We start from the raw sequence: 18523 nt of genomic DNA on the forward strand, positions 1-18523 counted from the left end.
TCCTCCTTAGTCCATATGTTTCTTTCTTAATAAATGTATTAAGAAATGTAAATGTAAATAAGATTTTACATTCGAAATGCTTACCATAATTATACAAAAAAATGGCGCTAATTGCAATGCTTTGTAAGGTTTTTCATGCGAGCAAATGGACCTTTTCCTTACAGGTTTTTTCTTTTTTCTACTTCTTCTACATATCCTTTAAAAATGCTTCGTAGCATTTCTTTGCTTCATAGATATCCGCCTTGCTGCAGATCTCCCATGGAGCATGCATACTGAGAACTGCCACGCCGCTGTCGATGACATTCATGCCATACACAGCCGGGATGTAAGCGATGGTTCCGCCTCCACCGATGTCCACCCGTCCAAGCTCTGCTGTCTGGAAGGCTACGTTATGGTCGTCCATGACCTTTCTAATTCTGCCGATGTATTCTGCACTGGCATCATTGGAGCCTGACTTGCCTCTTGCTCCGGTATACTTGTTGAATACTACACCTCTGCCAAAGTATGCGCAGTTCTTCTTTTCGAAGACAGATGCATAAGTTGGATCGTAAGCAGCACTGACATCAGAAGAGAGCATACTGGAGTTGGTGAGTGCTCTTCTGAGTGCAAGATCAGAGTAGACACCCATACGGTCCATCACCTCTGCCACGGTATTTTCAAAGAAGCGGGACTGCATCCCTGTGGCTCCGACGCTTCCGATCTCTTCCTTGTCCACCAGAATGCAGACTGCTGTCTTCTTCGGCTGCTTTATATTTAACATTCCTGCCAGCGAAGTATAGGCACAGACGCGGTCGTCCTGTCCGTAGGACATGATCATGCTTCGATCCAGTCCAAAGTCTCTTGCCTTTCCTGCCGGAACCACCTCAAGCTCTGCGGATAAGAAATCTTCTTCTTCCATGCCATATTTCTCTTTTAATATAGAAAGAATGCCTGCTTTTACTCCATCCTTTTCCTCTTCTGGAAGAGGCTTACTGCCAATCAATACATCCAAGTCTTCTCCTTCTACGACCACAGATGCTTTCTTTTCCATCTGCTTTCCGGCCAGATGGATCAAGAGATCTGTAATTCCCAGCACTGGATCAGATTCTTCTTCACCGATGACCACATCCATGATCGTTCCATCCTTCTTGGCAACAACGCCGTGGATAGCAAGTGGGAGAGTTACCCACTGGTATTTCTTCACACCACCATAGTAATGGGTATCCAGATAAGCAAGATCCGTATCCTCATACAGCGGATTCTGCTTCAGATCCAGTCTTGGGGAATCGATATGTGCCCCCAGGATATTCATGCCCTGTTCTATTGGCTCTTCTCCAATGTGAAATAAGGCGATGGTCTTTTTCATATTGACGGCATATACCTTATCGCCTGTCTTTAATTCGCTTACCTCATAAAGATTCTGATATCCACAGGCTTCTGCCATGGATACCGCAAGCTTTACGCATTCCCGTTCCGTCTTACCATTGGATAAAAAGTACTTATATCCTTCATTTAATGTTTCTAATTCCTTTAATTGTGCTTCATCGTAAGATGTCCATACATTCTTGCGTTCCATCTTATCTCCTCCTTGTATCATAATCAGCACCCAGGATTTCATCCTTGATGCTGTAATAAGTATGTGTGTATCAAGCGGATGATCACTGCATCCACTCCTTCTTTCTCCATCTTCTCTGACGTCCGGATATCTACCGTATCATAGCAAATGCCATTGACGTAGATGGATAAGGTTCCCACCTTCTGCCCTCTCTTTACAGGTGCCTCCACCTGCCTAGCCAGCTTTAGCCGTGTCTCCACCTGATCCTTCTCAGATAGAAGCATCTCCTTACTGCCTTCCATGGACAAGGACACCGCCTTGGCCTTTCCACCCTCCACCTGAATCTGCCCGACCCTTTCCTGATCCTTTACGACCAGGTATTTTTCATAATTGGATTCTCCATACTTCATAAGAGCAATGGTATCCTTCCATTTGTAAGACTTATTGGGTGGCCAGCCAGAGGCCAAAACTACGGAAATCAGGTATTTCCCATCGTGCTTAATGGCTCCTACGAAGCAGTATCCCGCCTTACTGGTAAATCCGGTCTTCACTCCGATGGCTCCTTCATATTGATTTAGGAAGCTGTCCTTATTATACACCGTAATCTGTCTTTTGCCATGTATTTCTGAAAAAGAATATTCTTTCGTCCCAACGATGGCCGCAAATGTCGGATTATCAAGGGCGTATTTTGCTATTCTTGCCAGATCGTAAGGAGTCGTATAATGCTTCTCTCCATCCAGTCCATTGGGTGTTTCAAAGCTGGTATCCTGACACCCCAGCTCATGGGCCTTCATGGTCATCTCCTTACAAAACTGCTCCACGCTTCCACTGACATGCTCTGCTAGTACAACGGCACAGTCATTGAAGGATTCCAGCATCAGTGCATACAAAAGATCCTGCACCTTATACTGTTGTCCCTCCTGCACACCCATATGAACCTTCGGTTGTGTAGCTGCATTTTTGGATACGGTGGCCACCTCATGAAGATCACAATTCTCAATCACATAGATAGCCGTCATAATCTTTGTCGTGCTAGCCATAGCATGCCTGGTATATCCATCCTTTTCATACAAGACTCTTCCGGTATCTCCATCTAACAAGATCGCCTCTTTGGCATACAGAGAAGTCACCTGTTCTGCACCCTTCTTTTCTTTCACTACAGCTGGCTCCAGCTTTTTCGCATCAATCGTGGAATATTGTCCTACTTCCTCTTCTGCGGATTGAAATGCTATGTATTGATTCGCTGATAAGATCATCACCATACATATGGCAAATACTCTCCGAATTCTTTTCATACAATTCACCTGCTTTTTGACTATTGTATGTAGGAAACGGGATATTTATGATGATCAATTTTTTATGATAAAGACCGGCATCGGTGGATGGTTGGGCTTATTATAAAATTCATTGGTGATGACCAGATATTTTCGATGATCCAACTCCTTTAGATAGGCAAGCACTGCTTCCTTCTCCTCAAATCCACTGTCACCACCGCTATAGATGCACAAGCTTATGACACCACCTTTTTTCAACAGGGAAAGTCCAGCTTCCATGGCCTGTATGGTACTATCCCCTTTTGTGGCAAGCTTGTGATCTCCACCTGGAAGATATCCAAGGTTAAAGACAATGGCCGCTACGCTCTCCGGCTCAAAGTACTCTGCCATGTTAGCATGACTGTCCAGATAAAGGGTACCATTGACTCCATGCTGCTCTAACTTCTCTCTGGTATGATCTAAAGCAATCTGTTGGATATCAAATCCTGTCACACTCCCCTGTTCCCCGACAAGCCGGGCTAAGAACAGCATATCCCCTCCATTGCCCACTGTAGCATCAATGCAGATGTCACCTTCTTTTACGTATTGCATTAAAAACTGGTGCGTCCAGTCTACTATGGATATTCTCATCTTTCATTCTCCTTCTTTTGGATGTTTTCTCCCTTGCGTCCAAAGTCTTTTTCAGATTGACACTCTGCTGGGTGTGTTCATAATCTCCACCCGTTAGAGGCCGCCCATGGCGCGCAAACCAAAAACTCACCCACAGGGAGAACCGCCCCGGGGTGAGTCCTATTCTAACTCTTATTTAATAATAAACGACCACTGGCCATCCGGCATCAATGATGCCGTAAATTGTGGCTGCCGCATAGATTGGCAGGTTGACACAGCCATGGGAGCCTCCAGTCCTATAGATAGAACCACCGAAGGAATTTCTCCAGTCTGCATCGTGGAAGCCCTCACCTCCGTTAAATGGCATCCAGTATCTTACCGGGCTGGCATAATCATAACCAGGTCCACCTAAGACCTTATTGCGCTGCTTATACTGCACTACGCCCACGCCTGTATGGGTACCGGTTCCCTTGCTGACGTTACCGGATACACAGGAGGTTGAGAATACCTGCTTGCCATTCTTATAAATATATACCATCTGGTAAGATAGATCTACTTCTGCATAGCTGTCTCCAATATCGTTGATCTGTCCATTGGTTCCTTCTACTGCTTTTTGAATATAATATGGCTTTCTTGTCTTCGTGGTTCCTTCCTGCATCATTTTCTTGATAGCAGATGTTTCCTTTTCCACATTCATGCGCCATCCATATGGGCCACCACTTGGCACATTGATGGTAGTACCTCTATGACTTTTGAACTTTCTTCCATTATAAATGGTGTTCGTATCGGTTGCATATTCAATCAGCCAATTTTCAATGGCTTTGCTGCTGATGATGGCTTTGGTATAATTCTTGATCTTAATAAATTGATTGGTAATATCCCCATTTACCGTAAATTTATTGTCTTTTAAACCATCCTTGAATTTTACCGGATTGATATAGCGGTTGGAATAATCCCAGGTAATACTTCCCTTTACCATGGATTCCATATCTTCTTTCAATGCTACGATTTCCTTATCATCCTTGCGGTACTTTGGTTCCTGGTAGCAGCCTGCTTTCTCGATATCCAGGGTTTCCTCTGCACCAAGGACACAGCTGATCACCTCTTTTTTAAGCTTATCTTTCCGTACTCTATTTCCATCTACTTCCTTCTGGATCTCGTATTTGTTATTGCCTGCGTACTTTGGATATGCACTGACCGGAACCGTGATGTTCTTCTTTTTAAAACATTCAAAATCATGAAAAATCTTTGTTAATTTATTCTCATCATAAGAGGTGGTCTCTAAGATCTTTTCTGTTTTCCCACCAAAGAATCTGGCTGGCCAGGTAAATGGATTCTGGCTCTTTTGATATTTTCCAATGACTCCGTTGTCCAAATATGTAAGTCCGATCTGGCTTCCCTTCACGGTATCCTTTAACCCTTTACGCTGGGTAATGACAAGCTCATAGGCATCTACATGCTTTTTGATCTGGGACTCGATCTGTCCTACGGTCTTGTTGGAACAGTCGATCCCATTGATGGTCGTTCCATAAAGGAAATGACTACTATAATAATAGGTTCCAGCAAAATAAATAACTGCAAGCACGGCTACTACTCCAATGATAATCTTCGTGCGCTTGCTCAAGCTTTTTAATTTCTCCATAAATACTCCTTCTCCTCTATCTTTTATCAATGTTAAGACAGAATACTCTGTCCATTTTATTCCTGCAATTTTCTATTATAGTATACTCTTCATGAGAAAACCATCGTTTTTTTGAGAATTAATATAGTTTAATATCTTATTAATAAAATTGTACAAAATTTAGTGCATGTTCCATTCTCTTTACAAATGTATGGATAAATGATATTATATATTTATGTTAATAGTTTAACGATTTGCATAAAACATTTAATTGTATAGGAGGAATCTATCATGAGTTACGCAAACGAATATCAAAAGAAGCTGACAACTGCTCAGGAAGCTGTTAAGGTTGTAAAATCAGGAGATGTCATCGATTACGGATGGACCGTGAACACTCCAGTTGCACTTGACCAGGCATTAGCTGCAAGAATGGACGAACTGGAAAATTTATATTTCCGTGGTGGAATCATTATGTGGCCTTTGGCAATCACACAGATTGAAAATCCAGCAGATCATTTTACATGGAACTCCTGGCATATGTCTGGAATCGAAAGAAAATGGATCAATGAAGGTTTTTCTTTCTATAACCCAATTCGCTATTCCGAGCTTCCAAGCTACTACAGAGATACCATCGCAGGAACAGACGTTGCTATGTTCCAGGTAGCACCAATGGATGAACATGGATACTTTAACTTTGGACCATCTGCTTCTCACCTGGCTGCTATGATTGAAAAATGTAAATGCGTAATTGTAGAAGTTAATGAAAATATGCCTCGTTGCCTTGGCGGTTTTGAAGAAGGCGTTCACATTTCTAAAGTTGATATGATCGTGGAAGGAGATAATCCTCCAATCGCAGAAATGGGAGCAGGCGGAGCTCCAACAGATGTCGATAAAGCAGTTGCAAAATTAATCGTGGAAGAAATCCCAAATGGTGCATGTCTTCAGTTAGGTATTGGTGGAATGCCTAATACGGTAGGTTCTATGATCGCTGAATCTGACTTAAAGGATTTAGGGGTACATACAGAGATGTACGTAGATGCTTTCGTTGATATTACAAAAGCAGGAAAGATTACCGGTGCTAAGAAGAATCTGGACCGCTATCGTCAGACTTATGCATTCGCAGCTGGTACAAAGAAATTATATGATTTCTTAAATGACAACCCAGAATGTATGAGCGCTCCAGTTAACTACACCAACGACTTCCGTACGGTAGCTGCATTAGATAACTTCATCTCTATCAACAATGCGGTTGATATTGACTTATTCGGACAGGTGAACGCAGAATCTGCTGGATTAAAGCAGATCAGTGGTGCTGGCGGACAGTTAGACTTCGTATTAGGTGCTTACGCATCTAAAGGTGGTAAGAGCTTTATCTGCTTATCTTCTACCTTTAAGACAAAATCCGGTGAAGTAAAATCTCGTATCTTACCTACTTTAAATCAGGGCTCTATCGTAACAGATACCCGTGCCAACGTTCACTATATCGTTACAGAATACGGTAAAGTAAACTTAAAAGGAAAATCTACATGGGAAAGAGCGGAAGCTTTAATCAGCATTGCTCATCCAGACTTTAGAGATCAGCTGATCAAAGATGCTGAAAAAGCTCATATCTGGAGACGCAGCAATAAGTAAACTTATTTTTTCATGAATAAAAGGAACAGGACCGTCACCTCAATTTTCGTTGAGGTGCGGTCCTATTTTTTGTATTTTTTATCCTCTTCCAGAAAGAAGACTCCCACCTCTAAGGTGGGAGATGAATTGCGTCTGTTACCTACTTGATATTGTGCTCTAATCATAGTATAATATATTCAGTCGAATAATAAAGAAAGTTTGAAATACAATGAATTTGGATAATAATGCACATTCAGTATTCTTACTACACTATCATCTTGTGATTGTGGTCAAGTACCGTAGACAGGTTTTCGATGATAATATTTCCAGTAGGGCGAAAGAGATATTTGAGTATATTGCTCCAAATTACAATATCACTCTTGAAGAATGGAATCACAACAAAGACCATGTACATATACTTTTCAAGGCACACCCAAATACGGAAATAAGCAAGTTCATAAACGCATATAAAAGTGCAAGCAGCAGACTTCTGAAGAAAGAATTTCCGCAGATAAGGCAAAAGCTGTGGAAAGAACATTTCTGGAGTCAGAGCTTTTGTTTGCTTACAACAGGTGGTGCTCCAATTGAAGTGATTAAAAAATACATAGAAAGCCAAGGACAAAAGGAACGAAAAAGGAAGTGACAGAGTGGCAAACAAAGCATATAAATTCAGAATATATCCCAATGATGAGCAGAAAATTTTGTTTGCCAAGACTTTCGGCTGTGTCAGAATGGTGTACAATCATTGGCTTGATAGAAAAATCAGGCAGTATGAGGAGAACAAAACCAATGTAACATACACTATTTGTGCAAAAGAAATGGCTGAAATGAAGAAAACGGAAAAGTACGCATTTTTGCGGGAAGTAGATAGTGTATCATTACAACAATCGCTCCGACACCTTGATACCGCATTTCAAAATTTTTTTAAACAGCCGAAAACAGGTTTTCCAAGGTTCAAATCAAAAAAGCGTAATAAAAACAGCTATTCAACAGTTTGCATCAATGGTAACATAACCATATCCAATAGATATTTGAGATTGCCAAAAATCGGACAAGTCAGATTAAAACAGCACAGACCGATTCCGAATGAATACAGACTGAAATCTGTGACAGTAAGTCAAACACCAAGCGGAAAATACTATGCAAGTGTTCTTTTTGAGTATGAAAATCAAGTACAGGAAAAGGAGATGCAAAGTTTTTTAGGTTTGGATTTTTCCATGCACGAATTATATCGTGACAGTAACGGTAATGAGCCTGCATATCCGAGGTATTATAGGAACGCAGAGAAAAAATTAGCGAGAGAACAACGCAGGCTTTCCAAAATGCAGAAAGCTTCTAACAATCGCAATAAGCAGAGAATTAAGGTGGCAAAACTCCACGAAAAGGTTTCCAATCAACGAAAAGACTTTCTGCATAAGCAATCAAGGCAGATAACCAATGCTTATGATTGTGTATGTGTAGAAGATTTGGATATGAAAGCAATGTCACGGTTGATGAATTTTGGAAAATCTGTTTCGGATAACGGTTGGGGAATGTTCACAACATTCTTGAAATACAAACTTGAGGAACAGGGTAAAGAGCTTGTGAAGGTGGATAGATTTTTTGCAAGCAGTCAGATTTGTTCTGCTTGTGGTTACAAGAATACTAAAACGAAAAATCTTGCTCTCAGAGAGTGGGATTGTCCGCAATGTGGAACACATCACGACAGAGATGTAAATGCTGCCATAAATATCAGAAACGAGGGAATGCGGTTGGTAATTGCATGACCTCAACTCAATATAACATAACCGTGGGACACACGGGGTTAGCTCGCTTATGCTTAGAACATTGGTGCTATCGAACGAGAACCAAACTCGCCGAGGTTAGGGAAGCTCCTACCTCTACAGGTGGGGGAGGATGTCACGCTATAGACATTCTTATACAAGAAATATCGGGTTTACAGACAGTGAAGAAGAAAACCCTACCACTGTCATATGGAAAACAGTCATCTTCGATGCCTGAAGCAGTTCTGGTGATGGAATCCAGCCAGCAGGTTGTTCTAACATTCCGCATATGTCGCTTTCGGAGAAGTTTTCTTCTTTGCCATGTTCCGTTTCTCCACACGAATATGGGACAAGCCAACACACTACAAAGAACGAAACCATTCCGGTAAAGCAATCTGCGAAGGAGCTTACATAGCCATTTGTCCCTGGACGAGAGATAAGATTTTCGTCTGTCCTGGTGTGGAACAAGAGAAAACATGTATCAAATTTGGAAGCTCCGTAGCCTGATTGCTGACTGAAATGATTTCGTTCTCACACATTATCCCATAATCAAAGAAACCCCTACTTCACCACAACTCCCTCGATATTTTTAATCGTAATCGTAGCCGTTCCATCTGGTTCTCGTGTGATGACCACATTATCTTTTGTATTATACTCTTCCATAGGAATGGTAATCTCGATACCCGTATCGGTAACGATGACCTGCTTTTCCAGTTTTTTCACCGTGCTCTCTTTTACAACAGAGAAGTTATCATACTGCATATCATATCGCTCCATCTTCTCATCGAAGGCTTCCCTCTTCTGCGTGTCATCTCCAAAAATCTTATCGCCGATCTCACTGACATTAAATTTCTGGTTCTCTTCAAATTCTTTCTGCAGACGGCTCTTGGTCTCCAGCTTTTTCTTCACATCAGCAGAATCATACTTATTGCTGATATCGTTGATGACCCTGGTTAAAATATTAAATTTCCGTTTTGGTGCCAGATCCGTATGGCACATCAAAAACCGCTCAGATAAATAGTTGATCTTCTCTTCCTTGATCTCATATCGTCGCTCCGCCAGTCGGATATCCATGGTCTCTAAGTTGATAATCACAGCCTCCGTCAGCCTTGCTCCTGTAGATGGCATAATATGCTGTTTTACAATATCGTTCTGCGCCTCATCCACCTGAAGATGGATATAGCTGTCCTTGTAATTCATTTTAAGCAGGGCCAGATGCACCTGACTCTCTACCTGAAAACTGGCTACAATAAAGTCTGCAGGTGGAATCTCCACGCTTTCGCACATAATATCGAACAGGTTCTCTGCCAGTACTTTGCTGACCTCGATAAATTGTTCTTCCTCTTTTTCATTCAGCTCCTCCAGCATACTGCACACCGGAGATAAATCCTCCGAAAATTTGCACTGTTTGGTATCGTCACTGTCAATCAGACGAAAGATATGGCCTCTTAAAAACTCATTCAGATCTGGTCCCAGATCCAACAGAGCATTGGACGTTTTCATAAAACCGCTGTCACAGTCTAAGATGTGTACGATGGCCTTTCTAATAATAATTTCGTCACGTTCCACTCGCTGCATAATCATTCCTCGCTTTTATTTTTTTACTGTCACTGTTATTTTTCTGCTTACCCTGCCGCAGGTTACGGTAATCGTCGCTGTACCAGCCTTCTTTGCTGTAATCGTACCGTATTTGCTGACGGTCGCAACACTGGTGCTGGATGATTTATAGGTAATCGTCTCCAGAGAGGTAATCGGATACCTGGTCGCAACGATCTTAAATGTCTTTGTACCACTCATGGATAAGGTAACTCCCGTTCGATTCACATATAGCTTGGTGGTACGCACCGGAGAACTTTGTACCTTAACGGTGCAGGTTGCCGTTGCGCCACTTTTCATGGTTACGGTAATCTTGGCAGTTCCAGTTCTTTTGGCAGTAATCTTGCCGGACTGTGATACGTATGCCACTGATGAATTGGAGGAAGACCATTTCTTCACCTCATCCGTAGCAATCTTACTCTTAACCTTAATGGCTGTGGTTGACTTTTTAAGCTGAAGCGGTACAGACGTAGCCGTTAAAGTCACCTTTGGTATCTTCACCACCACAACGGCTTCTACCTTTTCTCCAGTCTTAGTTTCTGCAGTAATCTCTGCGGTTCCAGGGGAAACTGCAGTAATTGTACCATATTTTGATACTTTTGCAACATTTTCATCAGAGGATTCTATGGAGACAAATCCATCCTCTTCATAATTGGAAATCAGCTTTGCCTTCGTCTTTTCAGTGGTATAGAGTCGGTAAATATTCTGGTCCAGCTTAGCCTCTGCCTTCTTCACTGGAATTACCTCTGACTGCTTGTCTTCATAGGTTCTTCCTTCAAACTGGCAGGAAGCAGTATAGACCGCTTTTCCCTCTTCAAAATAAGTAGCATCCTGAATATCTTTTTTAATATCTGCCTGGATATTCCATTCCTTACCACAGACATCACAGGCAAAATGCACATAGCACAAGGACTTATCATCGGACCAGATAAATTCTGTCTGCAACTCCTGATCTTCATGACCCAATGCATCTATATCCACTACTTCTGTCTTTTCATAAGATTCTCCCTGAAACTCACAGCTGGCCTTGGCACGTATGAGCCCTTCTTCTCCGCAGCTGCTTTCCCGAAGCATTTCCTGTTTTACCTTGCAATCAACCTTTTTTACATTATCACATTCTGTACACGTAAAGACTGCCTGACAGGTAACATTTCCATCGGCTTTCTCATATGCAAAGACGAATTCTGGCTTTCCATAATTATGCTCTTTTGCTTCACGATCCGCAAAACCGCACATCGTACAGATATTGGTCTCTTCCTTTTCATCATAAACATAGTGATGTGGCTTTTTATCTGTATCATTTTCTCTGCTTCCTGCTTGGCTGATGCCGCACTGGCTGCATCTCAACTCCTCGTAGCCTTTGTGGATACAGGTAGGCTTGATGGTAATCTTCTCAAATTCATGTTCACTTCCCAGTGCATGATCCATATCGGTAATGTCTTTTACATTGGCACACCACAGGAACAGGTCATCGGTTCCCCGATTCTCTCCAAAGGATCCATAGGATGGACGGTAATTCTTGGATTCTACCGAATATTTTTCCTCAGATCCGTAGGTATAGTTGGTGGCAAGAAATGCGATCATCTTTCCTTCTGAATCAATATAGAGACTGGAAAGTGGACGATCGTTGATGGTAAATGCTACATCCTCTCCGTCTTCATCGGTAGTATAGAAGGAATCGCCAATGAATCTTACATCCGGATCTCGCTTAGCGGAAATCTGATTGTATTCCTTGAACAGAGAAATCTTAACGCTGTCCATGTCATAACAAAATACCTTATTGCCCATATTAAAATATATCTTTCCGTCATATAAGCAGAGGGTGTGCTGAAGACCGGCATAAATCCGGTTATAGATCAGATCCGCCTGATACTCATTGAGAATCTCCGAATCTTCTCCCAATTCTGTTCCATCCAGCCCCTTTACCTGTCCAGTCTTATAATCGATCAAGACTGTTTCTTCATCTGTCTTTCTATTTCGCGCGATCATCTGGTCTTCTTTGTCCACATAAGTTCCTGCAGGCTTTTTGCGCGTATCCACCTGTCCCCGGACAAAGTACCAGTTATCTTCATCATAAGAAATTGGTGTATTGATGGTCCGAAACCATGCATTCTCATAAGAATCATCGGTACACAGTTCCTTATAAGCAGTATCAATATTATCGTCAGTATTATATTCCAGCTTCAGCATTTTCTCATGGGAATATAAGAAATAAATATGGTGAAGGTTCCCTTCGGATTCCACCCGAACTCCCTGCTTGTGTTGAACCATAATATCATCAAAGTTGGTATCTACGTAATACCACTGTCCATCTAATTTCACTGCGTTAAAATAATGGCGCTCTGGAGACTTGATCTTGGCAATATCAATCATATAATCATCGCCGATCTCTTCCCTAGTCTTCCAGGTTCCATCCGCATTTTTATAGATTTCTGGAAATGCACACTGTACCAAATAAGCATATGCACTTGCATATCCAATGCATACGGCACTTCGATCTACCAAAGCCCCAAATACGGTACTTTTCATAAATCCATCCACATTGCTGTTATCCAATCCAAGCTCATCCGCTTCCAGATAAGCCACATCGAATTCGCACCAGTTGGCCAGAAAATCATGCAATACCAGACATTTTTCCATGTCAGACATATCATCATCCAGCGCAGCCAGCGCCTGATCACGGACAGCTAACAGCTGATCTCCATAATACTGAATATATGCCTGTAAAGATTGAATCATCCCTAATATAGTCTGATCCAATACCTCCAGAGTAATCTCATCGGAGCCGTCCACAATTACCGCTTCAATGGCTCCAAGTGGTGTCTCTTCTGTCTGCTTATCCAGGAAAAACGGTACTGCAATTCCAAGATAATCCGGATTTTCTTCAAATAGCTTCTGAAGTTGGGCATAGTGAGCCAGAACCTCATTTAATTCATCATCGCTGAGCGGTTCTTCTTCCTCTTCATTCCGTTCCTGCAATTCCTCGTAAACCGCTGCCAGACCTTCATCATCGCCCTTCTTTGCCTCTTCTACCGCCGCTTCTGCAGAAATCTCTATATCAGATGTCTGCTTTTCACTTTTTTCGGTTTCAGCCCAGACATCAGGCGATATCATATTTACTGTCAGAAGAATGGCGAGTATCCATGCAGATATTCTTTTTCCATATCCTTTCATACGACTACCATCCTTTCAAGTTATCATTTAGAAAAGCTTTTTTATATAACCCAAGCAAGGGAGAACAATGTCTCTCATTGTCTCCCTTCGTTTGGTTATGCCAAATCGGCTTTTTATTTTTTCATCCTAAGAATTATTTTGATTTTACAGTTACTGTAATCTTCTTAGTCTTTGTACCAGATTTTACAGTAATTGTAGCCTTACCTGCTTTCTTAGCTGTGATTGTTCCGCTGCTGGTTACCGTTGCTACCTTCTTATTAGAAGAAGAATAAGTAATCTTGCTTGTAGCAGTTACCGGATATCTCTTAGCTGCAATCTTATAAGTTGTTTTCTTATTTGCTCCAGCTAATCTTAAAGTAACGCTGGTACTTGGTACAGAAACGCTGGTAACTTTTACTGCAGATTTCTGAACGGTTACTTTACAGGTTGCTTTGGCACCACTCTTCATCTTAACAGTAATAGTGGCTGTTCCAGTCTTACTCTGAGCAACTAACTTAATACCAGTTGTAGAATAGTTACCAGATGAAGTTTTCACTCTATAAGCCTTTACACGTGATGTGCTTGAAGAGCTTACAGATGAAATAGCGTCTGTAGAAATCTTGCTGGATACTTTAATTGCTGTTGTAGACTTCTTAACCTGTAATGGAGCTTTTGTAGCTGTTAATTTCACAGAAGGAGTCTTAACGGTTACGTTGATCTTAATGGTTTCGTTAGAAGCAGTCTTCACAGTTACTGAAGTCTTACCTGCTTTCTTACCAGTGATCGTAAGCTTATTACCACTTCTGGATGTAGATGCATAAGCTGTATCTGCTGTCTTATTAGAAACAATCTTATCATCTTCATATTTAGAGCTTAATGTCAGTGTAGTCTTAGCGGTAGCATAAACGGTTACAGAAGATTTGCTCATTTTTGCTTCTGCATCTAATTTTGGAATCTCAACTTCTTTTGTATCTGTATAAGTCTTTCCTTCGAATTCGCAAGTTGCTGTATAGGTTTCTACACCGCTTTCTACATAAGTAGCTTCCTTAGTTGTTTCATGTGTTACCGCACATTTTTCATGCTGAACATCATCACATCTGCTACATGCAAAGTCTGCATAAACAACATATGCACCATCTTCATCTGTTCCCCATTCAAAGGTATGTTTGCTGTAATCATGTCCCAGAGGCTTTCCGTCTACTGTCTTTGTACCTGTGAATGTTTTTCCATTAAATTCACAAGTTGCTGTATAAGTAACCGTACCAGCTTCTGTACAGGTTGCTCCTTCAGATTTATAAGTGACATCACAGTCTACGACTTCTTTATGGTCACATTCTGTACATGCAAAGCTTGCAGTTGCTGATTTATTATCTTCTGCCCATGTAAATTCTGGATCTTTTTCCAGATCATAGCTATGACCTTTGGCTGCAACTTCGATTTCTTTTTCACTTGTTGCTTCAGATCCTTCCACTCCTTCTACAGAAGCAGTTGCTTTGAATACGTCTTTCCCTTTTTCAGTACATGTAGGAGCTACAGATTTTTCTGTATCTTTTTCTACTTTAGCATCAACGTCTGTTGTCTTGCCACAGTCGCTACATGTATACAATGCTTTACAAGAAGAAGCATCATCTGCCCATGTAAACTGAACAGGATTCTTTTCCTGATCATATGCATGACTCTTAGGTTCGATCACTTCGTCCTTGGTACCACTAATTGGGTTACCCATTACATAGAAAGTAGCTGTATGAGTAATTGTTCCACCCTTTTCACAGTCATAATCAATGTCTGCTTTATTATCGGATACTGCACAGTTATAGTGCATTTTCTTTTCTTTACAAACAGCACATGTTAAAGTACCTTTACAGCTAGAATAATCATCTGCCCATTTGAAGGTTGGATTCTGGAAATCATACTGATGTCCAGGAGAAGCTACGGTAAAGGATTTTGTATCTGTATAAGTCTGACCATTTAAAGTAGCAGTTGCAGTGAAAACTTTTTCTCCATCTGCAGTACAGGTTGCTTCTGTCTTGGTTTCCTCTGTTGTTTTCACATCATCACCGGATGCAGTTTCTTCATTGTCACAAACATTACATGTGATCGTTACTTTATCACACTTCCATCCAGTCTGAACTTCTGTTTCGTTGCCCTGAGCATCCTGCTGTTTTTCCATTACCTTAGACCATGTAAAGACAGGATCACCATATTCATGTCCTTTAGCAGCTTCGATTGTCTTTGTCTCAGTTGCTTCATAATCTTTACCATTGGTACTGAATTTTGCTGTATAAGTGATGGTTGAATCTTCATCACACTTATATCCTTCCTTCTTATCGCTGGTAATCGCATCACCAGTTGCTGTCTCTACCAATGGCTGTGCACAGTCAAGAACATCTTTTGCTGCCTGATGGTCTGGATCCTGGCATGTTAAAGTAGCCGTACATGTCTTATGGTTCTTGCTCCATTTAAATTCAGGTTCTCCATAAGTACAAGATTCTTCTCCCTCTGGAATAGAATCCTGCGCATCCTTACAATAGATACATACATAAGTCGTTCCTGTATTGAACTCTCCTGTATCTTCATCTTTTGTATAATATGTCTCATTCATCTTGGAGTAGTGATGTCCAAGAGCTTTATCATCTTCAGAAACAGTTCTGGAATCAGCCTTGATCATACCACATTCAGAACAACGTTCTTCTGTAAATCCATCATGGGTACAATCTGCAGATACAGTTGTTGCAGCGTAGGTGTGGCTATCACCTGCCACATGGCTCATATCCAGAGTATCAACAAAGTTTGCACTCCACATGAATTCATCGTTATCATTTGTTTCATTATTGTAGTTAAAGTAGGAATTATATCCTTTCGTGAAGTTAGTTTCTTCAAATTCATAACCATCGCTGGAATCGTCATACATAGAAGATTTACCAGAAATCCATCCGAAGTTTGTAGCGATGGATACGTACATCTTACCATTCTTGATGGTCATAGATGCGATTGGGTTATTCTTAACATGGTGAGTACCACTGTCGGATACTGTAAATGCCATTCCGCCTAATGCTACATCCATATCGCGGTTTGCATATACATCGTTATATTCCATTAATTTTTCAACTTTACCTGTATTAAGGTCATAGCTGCAGATGCAGTTTGCAATATTGAAGTAGAATTTACCGTCATAAACATCTCCTGAAATTGCAACAGAAGGATATCTTTCTACATACTTCTCATGCTCTGCATACAATTCTTTGATCAGAGCATTGTCTTCCATTGCCTTTGTCTCTGGATTGTATACCTGACCATTGTTAAAGTCCACTAATGTCTCAAAGCTGTCATCAGAATCTGCTTTGCTTCCATCATGGTAAACCAGCTTATATTCGGTATCCTGACCCATGATATCGCCATAGTCATTCTCAGCTTTTTTATTAGAAGAAGCCTTGGATGCTGATGCAGAATTGGTTCCCTGACTCATACCGCCATAGTTATTCATAGTATCGATAACATCGGTAGAATCATAGAAATAATACCATTTATCTTCTTCTTCGTGTACCGGACTCTTAGCAAATGCAAACCATGCATCCTCATAAGTCTTATCTGTTGCAACTCCTTTATAAAGAGTATCAATATTAGAATAGAAGTTTGTATCTTTATCTTTCTTATACAGATCTCTTGTAGTATCATCGCTGAACATGAAATATAAGTGGTTCATGTTACCGTCTGTCTCTACACGGTCACGTGACATACATTCAATATAGATATCAGTATAGGCTGAATCAACATAATACCATTTGCCATTTACCTTTACAGCATTCCAGTAATGGTCAGAATCGAATTTTTCCTGTTCTTCACCGAACATAGTAACGTCTGCATCGAAGGTAATACGAACATAGTCAACCATATATCCATCTTTGTTAAGAATTGGTGTGCCATCTTCATCTTTCTTCACATTACCGTCTTCATCTAATACGTAGTTTACTTCGTTCTTACTCTTCCAAACGATATCGCCATTTTCATCTTTCTTCACGTTACCGTTCTCATCTAACTGAGCATAGATTTCTGGGAAAGCCCACTGAACTAAATATGCATATGCAGCTGTATATCCCATACATACGCTATTTCGTTCTACAAGTGCACCAAACTGGTTACCCTTCCATACACCTGCTATGGTTTCCTGCATCTGTTCGTCTTCGGTAGGCACATGTCCCTTCTGACTTGGAGCATCCATATCCATGAGATAAGCCATATCAAAGGTACAGTAGTCTGCTAACCAGTCATTTAATGCCAAAAGCTTTTCTACATCGCTCATATCATCATCGAGACACTTCATCGCTTCGTCTTTTGCTTTCAGCAGATCTTCACCCATATTTTGAACTGCCATTTGGTTCCCCTGATGGAATAACTGAACCATGCCCATCAGGTCATCCGCTGGAACAACACCAGCTGCAACATAGTCTGGATTGATGCTTGCAAGTGTCAACATAGAATTGATGGTTCCCACTGCATCCTTCTGTGTATTATAAGGAACTGTCAACCCGAAGTATTTTGGATTACTATCGATGAACTTCTGGTATTCAGCATATGCAGCATATACATCTTCGATGGTGTATTCATTATCAGAATCATCTGCGTTCTCATTGGCTGCATCCAACTGGTCATAAGCAAGTTCCAGCTCTGGATCCATCTCAACTTCCATCGTTGTTACATTCCCATCATCATCGGTTTCGTAAGTAGTCGTAACTAAGGTATCTGCGTTGCTATCTTCTAATACATCATTTGTCAGAGATTTTGCTTCTTTCTTTGACAGATTGTAATCAGAAAGATCAACAGTTGTCTGATCACGATCCTTGAAGATACCATCCTGGATCGCTTCTTTTGCATCTTTTTCTTCGCTGTTTGCTTTCTTCACAGCTTTTTTAGTTGATTTGGAAGATGCTTCCTTGGTTGTTGTTTCTTCACTCTTTGCTTCTGTTGTGCTTTCTGATGAATCTGCTTCTACAGCTTCTTCTGCCTCAGCAGCAATTTCTTCTGCCTGAGCAGCTGCATCTACTACAGGTTCCGCAAAAGCATCAAACGAAACCATACTTGCAGTCATAATAAATGCAAGCAAGAATGAGATCGCTCTGTTAAATCTTCTTTTCATGTTTCTCCCTTCTTTTATGCTTTGTTCGCAGTTGCTTATTCATAAACTAGTCGAGTCTTATGTGATTAGTATACAACCCCTTTCTAACCAGTCAAAAGGCCCCTCCCATTTATGACTTTATACATATGACAGAAAATTAAATTTATGATTATTTTCTAATTTAATTATGAAAAAACGATAAAATAATTTTCCACACAATCCAATGTTTAGTATAATACCTCTTAGTAT

The 18523-nt window shown here is 40.9% G+C and carries 11 protein-coding genes; 3 read left to right on the plus strand and 8 right to left on the minus strand.

The window, feature by feature from the left end; all coding sequences use genetic code 11:
* Window positions 1-187: 187 nt before the first annotated feature.
* From BHF69_RS05540 to BHF69_RS05555, 4 genes are all read right to left on the minus strand, one after another.
* Complete coding sequence (locus BHF69_RS05540) at window positions 188-1555, minus strand: aminopeptidase (RefSeq protein WP_075670075.1); 1368 nt, start codon at window positions 1553-1555, stop codon at window positions 188-190.
* 38 nt (window positions 1556-1593) lie between these two features.
* A complete protein-coding gene (locus BHF69_RS05545) occupies window positions 1594-2829 on the minus strand; it encodes a D-alanyl-D-alanine carboxypeptidase family protein (RefSeq protein ID WP_075670076.1) in 1236 nt (411 codons plus the stop codon).
* Window positions 2830-2883: 54 nt separating this feature from the next.
* Window positions 2884-3438: a tRNA (mnm(5)s(2)U34)-methyltransferase gene (locus BHF69_RS05550; protein ID WP_075670077.1), complete on the minus strand. Its 555-nt coding sequence runs from the start codon at window positions 3436-3438 to the stop codon at window positions 2884-2886.
* 175 nt (window positions 3439-3613) lie between these two features.
* A complete protein-coding gene (locus BHF69_RS05555) occupies window positions 3614-5059 on the minus strand; it encodes a L,D-transpeptidase family protein (RefSeq protein ID WP_075670078.1) in 1446 nt (481 codons plus the stop codon).
* Between the two features lie 270 nt (window positions 5060-5329).
* Between BHF69_RS05555 and BHF69_RS05560 the strand changes: the two genes are divergently transcribed.
* From BHF69_RS05560 to tnpB, 3 genes are all read left to right on the plus strand, one after another.
* Window positions 5330-6670, plus strand: coding sequence for a butyryl-CoA:acetate CoA-transferase (locus BHF69_RS05560; RefSeq protein ID WP_075670079.1), 1341 nt, complete (start codon window positions 5330-5332; stop codon window positions 6668-6670).
* Window positions 6671-6878: 208 nt separating this feature from the next.
* A complete protein-coding gene (gene tnpA / locus BHF69_RS05565; RefSeq protein ID WP_075670080.1) occupies window positions 6879-7292 on the plus strand; it encodes an IS200/IS605 family transposase in 414 nt (137 codons plus the stop codon).
* A gap of 4 nt (window positions 7293-7296) precedes the next feature.
* Window positions 7297-8415, plus strand: a complete 1119-nt coding sequence (gene tnpB, locus BHF69_RS05570; RefSeq protein WP_075670081.1) for an IS200/IS605 family element RNA-guided endonuclease TnpB — start codon at window positions 7297-7299, stop codon at window positions 8413-8415.
* Between the two features lie 150 nt (window positions 8416-8565).
* On the opposite strand, the gene BHF69_RS14575 is transcribed toward tnpB, so the two are convergent.
* From BHF69_RS14575 to BHF69_RS05585, 4 genes are all read right to left on the minus strand, one after another.
* Window positions 8566-8694 (minus strand): hypothetical protein, encoded by a 129-nt coding sequence (locus BHF69_RS14575; RefSeq protein ID WP_278276974.1) that lies wholly within the window; start codon window positions 8692-8694, stop codon window positions 8566-8568.
* Window positions 8695-8973: 279 nt separating this feature from the next.
* Window positions 8974-9990, minus strand: coding sequence for a nucleoid-associated protein (locus BHF69_RS05575; RefSeq protein WP_083651084.1), 1017 nt, complete (start codon window positions 9988-9990; stop codon window positions 8974-8976).
* A 15-nt stretch (window positions 9991-10005) separates the two neighbouring features.
* Window positions 10006-13182, minus strand: coding sequence for an Ig-like domain-containing protein (locus BHF69_RS05580; RefSeq protein ID WP_075670082.1), 3177 nt, complete (start codon window positions 13180-13182; stop codon window positions 10006-10008).
* Between the two features lie 133 nt (window positions 13183-13315).
* Window positions 13316-18295, minus strand: a complete 4980-nt coding sequence (locus BHF69_RS05585; protein WP_075670083.1) for an Ig-like domain-containing protein — start codon at window positions 18293-18295, stop codon at window positions 13316-13318.
* Window positions 18296-18523 lie beyond the last annotated feature (228 nt).

Origin of the sequence: Anaerostipes sp. 992a, assembly GCF_001940245.1 — a bacterium.
GTDB lineage: Bacteria > Bacillota > Clostridia > Lachnospirales > Lachnospiraceae > Fimousia.